The sequence below is a fragment of the Parabacteroides sp. AM58-2XD genome (assembly GCF_003463685.1).
Lineage (GTDB): Bacteria > Bacteroidota > Bacteroidia > Bacteroidales > Tannerellaceae > Parabacteroides > Parabacteroides segnis.
On record NZ_QSDP01000148.1, the window covers coordinates 1 to 11,381 of the forward strand.

The window sequence follows — 11,381 nt, forward strand, 5'->3', positions numbered from 1 at the left end:
CAATCATTTGGAGTATATTCAATGTTTCATCAAAATGGAACTTCTTTGAAATATTGTTGGAGATTTAGGAATAAAAAATAAAGATTTCTGTAAGCATCATTGTGAAAATGGCGGTACTTACAGAAATCTTTACTTTTATTCCTATGAGAGAGCAATTATAAATATATGTGATTTATTGATTATTTACTTCAAACCGATATTCCTGTTTTATCTGTATATCGGAAATTGTCGGAACGATGCAATCAGCCGGAACGACATTTTTCTCGAAATAAATCGGGACATCTGCCGATTTCAGTCCGTCGATACGTATCACCATAGGATTAGTATCGATTGATTCTTTCAGGCGGCTTAAGCTGAGAATCCATTCTGTTCCATCATAGAAAGAGTCACCTATCAGATCCCCGTTCAGGTAAGCATTGGCTACATCTCCTTTATAAGAAATATACAGACGTGTCTCCTCGTCGCTACAGGTTGCTGCCGGAGCTTTTACTTCATAAATACCTATGTGTTCTTCGGGAGCAAAGGTGGAAGGCTTATTATTTCCGGCAGTAGTTAGAACGGGTTTGTTATCTGCCGATAACCAGGTCGCATCAGTATTCCAAAGAATGCGTTTTCCATTCTTCAGAAGCACTTCTATTTCTGCAGTAATCTCTTTACCGTTGGAGGTCGTAAGTTCGATCGTATTGTTTCCGTTCTGAATGAAGTCCGTTACATTAGCATAGGAATAACCACCCATAGATGTCGCTTTTGTTTCTTTCCCATTGATCGTACAATTGGTTGAACCGGATGATACATAACGTAAATAGGCACGTTCCACTTTTGAAAATGTATTCAATGAGAACAGACGTTTTGCCATGTTACCTTCTGCCGGACGGATCCATTGACTTTTTTCCATAGGGGCAACGGGGCGGAATGTCGCTTGCAGATTATGTGTATCAGTTCTGACTGTTTGTTGTTTGAATGTTCCGTCTTTATACATCCAAATATCTGTCGATGGCTGGTCATTGATCAAAGTGATCTTATCATTATCATAAATCAATGATGAATTGGTAATACCGACAAATTCTTTTCCTTTTACAGTTCCTTTCCAGATATGATCCGATTCTTCCTCCGTCAGCGTAACAAAGCGTACTTTGGAACCATTCTCTTTCGTAATTTCAATGGCACATTCTTTACCCGGAGTTAACTGGTCGATGAAATACCCGTTTTTTTCTTCCCGGGATGTACCGTTCTTTACTTCAACGCTCCGGATTCCTTTGTTTTCAATTAAATATTCTCCAGGTATAAAATCATCCTCAAAGAAGAAGTAGGTATCAGTGCTTCCTTCTCTCAGGAAACAGACAGGTTGCGTCGTTGAATATTTCAACAGCACATTACTTAGCTCCTGATTAAATGGCCAAAGAAAGTAAGTTCCGTTTTTCACCGTTACTTTCTGACGTGGTATACGGATTGTCTCATCTTTCAACTTTATGGAGAACTGAACATTTTTATAGTCTTTCCGGCTATGTTTGTATAAATAATTGGAACAAAATAGATAACCGGTATTCCCGTTTAACCGGACGGCCCATTGCAAGTTGTTTCTATCCTGGTTAGTGGTAGGCAGATAAGCGACAGCCGGAGCCAGCGCTGTTCCGAAATCATTCATGAAATAGTTATATTTCTTCGTTTCCTGCATGACTGTACCCAAAGTTCCGAATTCACGGATGGGGGCCTGGTAGTCGTAACTGATGCGAGGACCGGATGATTGGTATGTACTTATTTTCCCGACAGGATTAGTACCGCCGGTATACATATAATACCCCATCATATTGGCTCCGCACCCCAGGCGTAAATTGATATTTTCTCCCGCCATTTCTTCCGGTACGACGGCACGACGTTGGTAGAAGGCTGTGGTTCCAACGCCTATTTCACAAGTGAAGAAAGGGGAGTCATTATTTTCTCCGCTTAAAGATTCTACATCTCCTTCGATCTTGATAATATCGGTACCAATATTGTCAGAAAGACGGTTGTAAGTGAAAAACTCAAAGTTGGATGTCGGTATTTCATCCTTTCCGGATGCAGTCCATGGAGCTTCGATATAGAATCCTGCGTAAGGAACGATTTCTCCTTTCGGATATTCGCTGTCCATCCAGTGGGTCATCGAATAAAGAGGGACATCGAATCCTATCTCTACTGCCATCTTTTTCAGGTTGAGAAGATGCGAGACGATCATTCCCGGGCGTACGTATTCGTTTTCCAGTTGAAGGGCCATGACGGGGCCTCCGTCTTTCCATAATAATCCTTTTACCTGGTCGTATACAGCCTGATACCAACGCCGTGTATATTCGAGATACAAAGGATCGTTTGAGCGGGTTACCAGATTTTTGTTATTGACGATCCAGTCAGGTAATCCTCCGTTTTTGATTTCCGCATTGCAGTAAGGACCGAAACGCAAGTGCACTTTCATGTCCAGTTCTTTGCATAATTCGATAAAACGGCGGAGGTTGAGATGCCCTTCCCAGGATAGTTCACCTTCAAATTCTTCGTGCAGCGACCAGATACAATAGGTCGCGACGATGTTGATACCGGAAGCTTTCATTTTGAGTAGTGCATCGCGCCAATACCGATGGTCCATACGGTTGTAATGAATTTCTCCCATTACAGGGAGTTGAGGAATACCGCCTTCTTCCAGATATAGGTTATTAATGCGGATTTCTTTTCCAGCTGGGCCGGAATGGCCCAGTTGGAGATATTTCACTGTGGGAGGAGTTACTTTACCCAAATCTATTTTGTACTGGGCAAAGATACTTCCCGCGGCAAAGAGTAGCGCAGATAATAGAATTTCTTTTCTCATTTATAAGTCGTATTTTTATGTGCGTACTACTTATTTAAGTCAGTGATCCTGATCGTCCAGTTAGCATCGTCCCCGTTTCCTGCCGTTACTTTATATACAAATTCCTTGGCGAAAAAGTCTGACGGGAAAATCCCCATTGCGGGAGCATTACCTACCGGGCTAATGCGGGCGGAAGTCGATGCGTCAACGTTGATCGCTAATGTACTTAATGAAACCTGATTTCTGATTTCAGTTGTAAATGTCTGTGTGGCTTCAGGTACTTTGATCGTACAAACGATTTCTTTTGCTTTATTATCAATCGTTTTCTCCGTAGTCATTTCCATTACACGCAGTCTTTTACCACTTTCATCCCACCATCTGTATTCGAAACGGACATTTGTGATGTCATTCTGGTTGTACGTTTCCAGATCATCCAAACCTGCTTTCAGACAAGATGTGTTCAGCGCAATCAATAAAAGTAGAACTAAATAATTATACAGTGCTTTCATTTTCTTGTTATTTTTATAAGACATTTATAATCGGTTACCAACCTTCGTTTGATCGAGAGACGGGTTGTTTACTCTTTCGCCTTCCGGAACAGGGAACAAATATCTTTTCTTTGTAAAGACACGTTCGTTGAAAGAAGTTTGGTAAGGCAAAGGTATGATTTCAAAACTTTTTCCGTCTTCGGAAATACTGATAGAATGATGTACCTTTGTCAACTCTTCCACTTTGTCTTTTCCATCGGCTTTTCCCCATCGTAATAAACTCCAGTACCTGTCACCTTCATGCACAAGGTCGATGCGACGTTCGCGTTTATAGGCTTTCCAGGCCGCATCAGAAGAGAGATTCAATGGCAACTCAGGCATTCCGCCGTGCACGGTACGGGTTTTATTGATATATTCGATTGCCGTGTTGATATTGCCTTGACGCAACATTACTTCCGCATAGTTCAGATAAGAACGTCCCAGGCGCAGAACTACATAATGATAGTAGGTCGGATCTGAATTTAATAGCGGTTTTGCTGTATATATCCCTTTACGCCATATATATCCTGTAAGTGCCATTCCCCAATCACCTCCGGCTTTACTGTCCCAATGTAAATTACCTTTATCACGCATAGTAACCAAGCTGTTAAAGTATGTACTGGAATCCTGTACGATTGTTGCATAGAAACGATTATCTCGATTCCGGTAAATCGCATCTGATACATATCCGCCGTTTTGTTGATAGTTTTTGTAAAAACTGCTTTGATTCCAGTCTTTGGCTGTTCCGTCAACATCTTTGACTTCGTATTCATTGACTAGGTCAACCGAAGGGAACATACCGATCCAACCTTCAAAACTATCGTTTAACGGAGGATTTTTAGCAAATTCTTTCAGTTTGTCGTTGTTAACATTTGGTACAAGAGTTGCATCCATGTATCGGCGAATTTTGTATTGTTCTCATGCCTGAACTGTGCCAGGATAATTTCTTTGGAACTTAACGCATAATCGAATTCGTTGAACATCTTCTCGTAATCGGTATCCAGACTATATTGCCCGAGAGCGAAAAGGTCTTCGCTGGCTTTCTTTGCAATGTTATAGTATTCATCCTGTCCCGATTCGATATAGGCGGCACCGTGAAGTGCCACTTCTGCCATCAGTGCATAGGCTGCCCCTTTGGTCAGTATACCGACTTCGGAGCTTTTTATGGAAGCAGGCAGGTCGACAACTGCGTCTTGCAGATCTTTCAGGATAAAATCGTAGGTATCCTTGATCGTTTCCGTTCGTGGCAGTTCCATTTTTTCTTCAGGATCGAGTACGCGGTCTACAATCATCAGTTTTCCAAATAAACGGGCACGGCTGAAATAGATCATAGCACGCTGCATTTTGGCCTGTGCGATCAGATAGTTTTTATCTTGTTCCAGAAAGGTGGTGTTTTCCTCCATCTTCTGAAGCATGAGATTACATTTACGGATGTTTGAATAAACATCTCCGGCTTTATCTTTATCGGCACCAGGATTCCAGCCGGCATCGTAGTAGCGGTCGATCTGTTCTTTGTTTACATTCGAAGCGCCTCCATCATCCTGGATAACATCATTGTCTGTCCATTTATCATTCCAGACTAATTGTCCGGTGGCATAACTCAGCGAAGGATACAAGAAGGCCTGTGCCAGTTCTGCACTTTCCCATACATCATTTTCCGAAAATTTGTCTAACGGGCCTTTATCCAGAACGTCACTGCAAGCTGTACATCCCATTACCAATGCCAATGATATTGTTTTGATACTTATATTTTTCATATTATTAAAATTCAATTGTTACACCATTATTAAAATCCGACTGTTACACCAACTGAATAAACACGCTGTACTGGGTATCCTCCGTTTGTAGAAGTTGTTTCCGGATCGAAATAGTCTGAAACTCCCGAGATTGTGAATAGGTTGGCCCCGGTTACATTTACTTTACACATGCTGAGCCAGTTGGCATTTTTCAACAACTTATATTTGAAGTCGTAAGCGAGTGATAAGTTCTTTAAACGCAAGAAAGATGCATTCTTTACCCAAAAGCTGGATTTTTCCTGGTTGTTCCCTCCGTTTACACTTGAGGATAATGATTTTCTCGGGAAAGTTGCATCTCTGTTGTCCTCTCTCCAGTAATCTAACTGATATTCGTTTTTCACGTGGACAGATTCGTCTTTTTTGTTATTGACTCCAAACTCCATATTGCGTTTACCTGTCCCGTAAAACAGACCGGAAAGAGAAAATCCTTTATAAGAGAATGCAAAATCCACACCATAGGTAAAATGAGGAGCGGTAGGCATTCCGTAACGGATTTGATCTTCAGCGTCGATTTTACCATCTCCATTAAGATCCTGATAAACAATGTCACCTAACTTTGTTTCAGAAGAAGACAACCTGCGGGGGACGCCCAACACTTGTTCTGGAGATTGATACAAACCGTTGTCGATAAGTATGACATCATAATAGTCTGTTTGGTGTGTGCTACGTTTATACGGATTCATTAGGGTAGACAGAGCTTCTTCCTGCTTTACCACATACAGATTATTATAATAGGTCATGTTTGTCCCAACTTCATAATGGAAATCAGAACCGATATTATCGTTCCATCTCATGGATAGCTCGAAGCCTTCACGACGATGTTCATTCTTCGATTTGATCTGTGGCAACTTTGTTCCCAGCGGAGTAGTGTAGCGGTCTGCCGGGCTTACTAAACCACCTTTGGTCACATAATAGAAATAGTCGGCAGAACCTTTTAAACGATAGTTGAAGAATGCAACATCAATACCATAGTTTAACGAATTACGCGTGTACCAACTTAATAATTCGGGAGAAGTCAATTCGCCTTCATTAAATCCGGATAACAAATTTCCTCCGATACAAATTGAATTTTCGACCATATTATAAGTTGACAAATAACCGAACTTGTTTACTCCAGATTCTGTTCCCATTTGTCCGTAGGATCCGCGTAGCTTTAAGAGATCGATTTTTCCCCGATTCCAGCTTTTGAAGAAAGGTTCTTCTGTAATATCCCATCCTAGTGCGACAGACGGAAAGAATCCCCAGCGATGTCCGGGAGCAAAGTTGTCCGAGCCGTCGTAGCGGAAACTACCTTCGATATAATAACGGTTTGCATAATCATATTTCAAACGTCCGACCAATCCCATTCGTCCGCCTTCTTCTGAGTTTCCTGCGTTTTGCATGGTCGTACTGGAACCGGCAAACAGCTGATCGACGGTGGTTGAAAGATAATCTCTGCGTGAAGCCCAGAAATTATGACCGGTGTTTTCTGCGGCAGTGAAAACGAATTTAGCATCGATTGAATGAACATCGGCAAACGTCCGTAAGAAAGCAGCGCTTAGTTCGAACTGATAAGATTCGCCGAAATAAGCCTCTTCTTTTAATGAAGGTTTTGTTACATCTAATAATGTTCCGTTTTTGCCATATTGAGGCGCACGAGCCGAAAGTTTTTTTAGATGGCTAGAATTTACGCGATAGTAAAGCATGGTACCGAGTGATAACCCTTTTACCCAGGGTAATGCCCAGTCTGCAACAAATTGAGTATTCAGATACATTCCGTCGTTTTTATCGTATCCGGAACGTTCGTCCATTTCCATCAGCGGATTGTCTGATACCGTACTTAAAGTTCCGTCTTCATTATAGGCCAGATCCAGCGGTGATTTTGCATTCAGGTGATCCCAAATAGAATTAGCGGCAAATGAAGGATATTTTTTCTTCTCCATGGCTGCATTAATGTTTAGAGATACTTTTAGTCCGATCTCATCAAAGGTGGTGTTCACATTACTGCGGAGATTGTATCTTGAATAGTTCAGAGCATCGGAGGTATATAAACTACCTTGGTCGAATAAGCCTAAAGACAGGTAATAGTTTATGTCTTTTTGATTGCCCGTCATAGACAAAGAATGTCTGTATTCCGGAGCGAAATTGTTTAATCCCAAAGAATACCAATCCGTATTCGGGTATAAGTATGGGTCGGATTGGTTTCTGATAGCATCCATTTCCTCTTTACTGAATTGATGGTATTTACCATATCCGTCTGAGATTGCTGCCTGATTCTGAACGTCTGCATAAGTATAAGAATCCAGTTTTTTCGGTAAGACGGTCGGCTGACTATACTGTGCGTTGAAAGAGTAGACAATCGATCTTTTCCCTTTACGGCCTTCTTTTGTTTTAACCAAAACAATACCATCTGCTGCCCGTGAGCCGTAAACAGCCAGTGAAGCTGCATCTTTTAAAATGGAGATACTCTCTATGTCCTCAGAATTTAAAGTTTTGAACTCCCAGTCTGTGGTAATTATGCCGTCAATAACATATAGCGGATCGCCGCCGCCACGGATGGATATTTTAGGTTCGCTACCTGGTTCTCCTCCCTGGTTCTGAACGATAACACCTGAGGCCCGTCCTTGTAGAGTGGATGCAACGTTCGGAAATGGGAGATCTTGCAGTTTTTCGCCTTTCACAGCTGTAACGGCAGAAACCATTTTCTTAGCCGAAGTGGTTCCGTAACCAATTACGACAACTTCATCCAATGTCTCGCTATCTTCTTTTAACTGAATAGAAAGATCAGACCTGTTTCCAACAGCGATTTCCTGCGTCAGATAACCTATATAAGAAATTGTCAGGGTTGCGTTTTCCGGAATCTCCAGGCTGAAACGGCCGTCTATGTCTGTGACATTACCGATAGTGGTTCCTTTTACCACGACATTGGCTCCGATAACAGGGGTACCGGTTGCATCTTTAACGGTTCCTGATATTTTTCTCTTATCCTGATTGATCAAACCTTTTTCCGCTTTCCTCAGGGAAATATATCCTTCGTTAAAATTATATTTGATTTGGCTGTTGTCGAAAGCCTCTTCCAATACCTGTGAGACGGGCTTATTCTTTGCATTGACTTGAATTTGTTCCTGTAGGTCGATCTCTTTTTCGCTGTACATGAAAAGATAATCGGTCTGCCTTTCTATCTCATTGATAAATTCTTTGAGTGGCAGATTATTCCTGCTGATGCTCACTTTTGCATTTTGCGAATGCAAAGAGGTTGCACTAAGCTGGAAAATTGCAATTAACGTGAGTACTGTTGTTATTTTCATAATACGAATTGTATGCCTTAATTCAATATAATTGACACAATTGAACAATAGCAATAAGTTTTTTTTCATAACTTTGCTCATAGCTTTAAAAGTTAATACTGTTTTTGAATGTTTGTGGAATACATGAAAGAAGGAAGGTATTGACTTGGGGTGAGTGCTGGTAACACTTGCCCCTTTTTTATACCATTCCTGTGTAATGATCTGGCTTTACTTCATAGGCATTCTATTTTTAGGTGAATATGTTGTATTTAATATATTTCGATCTCTTCGTTATTGATTATCTTATACTGGAAATGATGTACCCCTTGTAATGCCTTCAGGATCCTTTCAATTTCATCACTCTGGCGAAACTTACCAGATACATACTGGTCGATCCGGGCAGATGATTTCACGTCGAATTTTACGTTATACCATAGCGTGAGATAATCAAGTATTTCCGAGAACTTTTTGTTGCTGAAATAGAATATTCCGCTTCTCAAATACTCTTCGTTATCGAATGAGGCTCTTGTTTTTATCAGATTCCCATTCGACAAGGATACCATTTCATTTGGTTTTAGTGTGATATTTTCTTCTGGTTTATAGCTATTTGTGACTTGTACGCTCCCTTGTACTAAATTTGTTTCAAACCGTTCGCTTTCCGAATAAGCAAATACATTGAAGCGGGTTCCGAGTACCTTTATATCATAACGTTGTGTTTTCACGATAAAAGGGCGTTTTGTATCTTTTGTTACCGAGAAAAATCCTTCACCATCCAGTTCAACCGAACGTTCATCCTTGCTGAATTCATTCGGTATTTTGATAACGGAGCGAGGGCTTAACCAGGCCTCCGTACCGTCTTGCAGGGTTATAAAGATGCGTTGACCTTTAGGGACCTCTATCTTTGTATAGAGCGGTGCTTTTTCTTCCGGGATGAATTTGTCGGTAAGCAGCCAGATATTAACCAGTAAGATGGCTACGACAGCGGCATATTTTGCCAGATTGAGATAAAGACGACGAATCTGTTTCCGATTGATACGACTTCCCAGTTCTTCCATTTTGAGTGAAGCCCATTTATCGTCTCCATTCTGTTCTCCCAGCTTTGAAATAGTCACCGTATTTTGCATACGGATAAATTCAGCTTTCTTTTCCGGACTGGATTCTATCTGGTCGAAGAGTCCTTTCTTTTCTGTGTCTGAAAGTTCCCCAAGGAAATATTTATCTAGTTGTTCGTTCATGATATTTTATTGCTCTTTCTACTAGTATGACGAAATACTTCCGACCATCTACTAGTCGGAAACAGAAAAAAAATAAATTTTTTTGAGAAAAGATTTTAGATAATGAAAATAAAGAGAGGGAGGTAGTCTTTCAATTCAACCTTTAATTTACGTATAGCGGTTACGATGTGATTTTGTACGGTATGGACAGAAATATTCAGTTGCGTGGCTATTTCCTCATGTTTTATCCGTTCATTCTGCTCAGAATGAACACCTGCCGGCATTTCTCCGGCAGGTGTTCAATTGCATGGGCTAATAAATCTTCTATTTCTTTTTCGGTAAAAATGTTTTCATCGAATTGCATCAAAGCTCCATCTTCAGTTTCAGTTCTCTGTCCTGTAAGCCGTCCAGTGGTTCTTTTTTACTGTCTATTAATGTTTTATGGCGATAAAAGTCGATACATCTGTTTTTGGCTAATGTGAACAGGAAAGCGTTGAGGTTGGTCAGGGAGTCCAGCATATCCCGGTGTTCCCACAAATACATGAAAATATCCTGTACAATGTTTTCGGCATCTTCGATGGATACAACATATTCGCGTGCGAACCGTACCAATTTAGGAAAATATACCAGATATATTTTCGAAAAGGCATGTTTCTCTGTCCCTGAAAAGTTATTCATATTTTTTCCTGTTTATTAATGGGCACATATAATACAGCTTTCCCATATCCCAGCTTTTTTATTCTGCCGTCTTCGATCAGTTCTTTCAGGTCGCGCACGGCAGTGGACCGGTTGCACCCGTTTAACCGCATGTATTGTGCTGCTGTGAAAAACTCTTTCTCTTCCGATGCGATCAGCATACGGCCTTTCCGTTGTTCGGGAGAATAGCTTGTAGCACAGGCATCGGAGTCCCTTTCCAGGTCTATAGACTTCAAACGATTTTTTAATTTTTTACTCCCTTTGAAATGCACATTCCCGAAATTTACCGACCAGGAACGTATTTCTTTTTTATCCATCACCGGGCGACTTTTCAGGGAGATGGAAAATGAACCCAAGTCATCTAACTCGACGGTATATCCATACCGCAGATTTTTCGAAATAACTTTGGCCAGCGCATCCAGCATTCCTTTGGTGGTGGCCGTGGAATAGCCGCAACTATCAGCTATCTCTTCTGCGATTTCCTGTGTATGGATCGTTCCTCTGGGTACAATCCGGGCATGTAAAGGTTGTTTCTTTCCGTCGCCTTTGGGGTTCGGATTCTCATATAATGCATATTTTGCTCCCATAATAGTCGTTGTAAAAAGGTTCAATTCTGTTTAGTATTGCATATCACAACTGTCTTCCTTTCATATCACAGTTGGATTCCGTTTGTTTCACAGATGGATTTCTTTTGTTTCACAACTGTGATATGAAAAGAGGATTTGTACAAATGTATAATATATCTCGGGAAAATCACTCTGTCCGGCAGGTAATTTTTTATTTCCGGCGGGTAATTGGGATTATCTTCGGATACTTTCGATGAAATGAATTAATTAAGATATATTGGTTGGGTGTATTTCATATCTGTTGAAGGAAGAAATGGGGAATTATAAGAAAGTGCTTAGCATTTCTTCAGCATCTTGATTAATTATATATCCGGAATTTTGACACAGTCCTAGCAGAACTCATGCCTAAAAAGAAAAAAGGATAAATAAACAAGAAAAAATAACACCGCTTATGGCTAAGTTTGGTTCACATATTAAATTTTAGACTACAATATGAAATGAATT

Annotated in this window: 5 protein-coding genes and 2 pseudogenes; all 7 read right to left on the reverse strand. The window is 40.7% G+C overall.

Features of this window, described 5'->3' with window-relative positions:
- Positions 1–172: 172 nt before the first annotated feature.
- Positions 173–2,833, reverse strand: a complete 2,661-nt coding sequence (locus tag DXA15_RS23195) for a beta-galactosidase (protein ID WP_128135607.1) — start codon at positions 2,831–2,833, stop codon at positions 173–175.
- Between the two features lie 26 nt (positions 2,834–2,859).
- Positions 2,860–3,321 (reverse strand): hypothetical protein, encoded by a 462-nt coding sequence (locus tag DXA15_RS23200; protein ID WP_128135608.1) that lies wholly within the window; start codon positions 3,319–3,321, stop codon positions 2,860–2,862.
- A 24-nt stretch (positions 3,322–3,345) separates the two neighbouring features.
- Positions 3,346–5,096: pseudogene (locus tag DXA15_RS23205) on the reverse strand (RagB/SusD family nutrient uptake outer membrane protein).
- 29 nt (positions 5,097–5,125) lie between these two features.
- The gene (locus DXA15_RS23210) at positions 5,126–8,503 is read right to left on the reverse strand and encodes a TonB-dependent receptor (RefSeq protein WP_128135609.1); all 3,378 of its coding nucleotides are present in this window, start codon (positions 8,501–8,503) and stop codon (positions 5,126–5,128) included.
- Between the two features lie 167 nt (positions 8,504–8,670).
- Positions 8,671–9,636: a FecR family protein gene (locus DXA15_RS23215; RefSeq protein WP_128135610.1), complete on the reverse strand. Its 966-nt coding sequence runs from the start codon at positions 9,634–9,636 to the stop codon at positions 8,671–8,673.
- A 95-nt stretch (positions 9,637–9,731) separates the two neighbouring features.
- Positions 9,732–10,293: pseudogene (locus DXA15_RS23220) on the reverse strand (RNA polymerase sigma-70 factor).
- On the reverse strand, positions 10,290–10,898 hold the full coding sequence (locus DXA15_RS23225; protein WP_009860572.1) for an HU family DNA-binding protein: 609 nt from the start codon (positions 10,896–10,898) through the stop codon (positions 10,290–10,292). Before DXA15_RS23225 ends, DXA15_RS23220 begins: the two are co-directional and overlap by 4 nt.
- Positions 10,899–11,381 lie beyond the last annotated feature (483 nt).